1 protein-coding gene is annotated in these 1,302 nt (G+C 45.9%); it reads left to right on the top strand.

The window, feature by feature from the left end; translation table 11 throughout:
* Nucleotides 1-1,302: 3'-5' exonuclease (locus A3739_RS12255; protein ID WP_304440273.1), on the top strand; the 1,302-nt coding region annotated here is incomplete at both ends.

The following is a 1,302-nucleotide window of genomic DNA, read 5'->3' as shown; positions in this document are numbered from 1 at the left end:
AAGTTGAGGCATTTGATGAAGAGGGGAAGGCTTTATCAAAGGCTGATATATCGGATAGCTTAAGCTTGTTGTTGGCTTCGCAAGTATGCGAAGTACTCAATGATAAAACGCTAGGACTGAATAGCTCTGACTTAGCGATACTTGTGCGCACTAAAAATGAAGCGCGACAAGTGAAGCAGGTGCTAGCGCAGGTCGGTGTTAAGTCTTGCTTTGATGACGATGCTTCTGTGTTTGAAAGTGCGGAGGCTATGTCTTTGGCATTTTTGTTAGAGGCAGCGCAAAACCCAACAAAGAAGCGCGCGATACGTTCTGTACTGCAAGATCCATTTTGGCAGGTAACAGATGCCGAGCTGTCTCGCATCACAGAGGATGAGTTTGCTTTACAGACATGGGTAGACCGTTTTCAGAATCTACAACATCATTGGCAGCGTTTTGGTGTGCTTAGCATGGTGCGCTTAGCCATTGATGAGTTTTCAATTCTAAAGCATTGGCATAACGCGGCGACGTCACAGGACACTGTAACGCTAGATTGGGAGCGCAGCCTAACTAACATCAGTCAGTTAGCTGAACTTTTACAAGAAAAAGCACGCACATTGCGATCAGAAAGCGCCTTGTTACGTTGGTATTGGCAGTGCATTGGGCAGACTGCGCAGCCATCAGCCGAAAAACTCGCGACGCATCAGCTTCGTTTAGAAAGCGACGAGGCCTTGGTTCGTATCGTGACGATTCATAAGTCAAAGGGCTTGGAATACCCAATTGTGTTTTTACCGTTTCTGTTTACGACAAGAGATGCGCAACAGGCTTGGTTCTATGATGAGGCTGGACGCTTATGTTTAGCATTAGAGCCGAACGAGCAACAGCAAACAGCGGCTGATCGAGAGCGTTTAGCGGAAGAAATGCGTTTACTATATGTCGCTTTAACGCGCGCACAATATCATTGTTATATCGGCACCGCGGAGTTTAGTGGGAGTCGATCGCCCAAAATGTACTCCACTGCGCTTGGTTATTTGTTATCACAGGGCCAGTTATCCGATGATCTTGAAAAAGGATGGCTGCAAGACGCAATCTCTCGTTTTACGAAGCACACTGATTTTTCTACTTCATATCAATATCTCACGTTTGAAGAAGTACACGCGCTCAATCGCTCGAGTCGATTGTTGATTGATCAAAGTTCTCAATCGGCTTCTGAGCTCTCAGACGAGTTATTCGCTCCTCAATTAAAACAATCATGGAAGGTCCAAAGCTTTACCGGATTGCTTAATGAGCACAGAGCACTAAACCCGCATAGTGAGCATACTCATC

Source organism: Oleiphilus sp. HI0067, from assembly GCF_001635735.1.
Note: the sequence above shows the minus strand (reverse complement) of the source record. Positions and strands in the feature narration are given on the sequence as shown.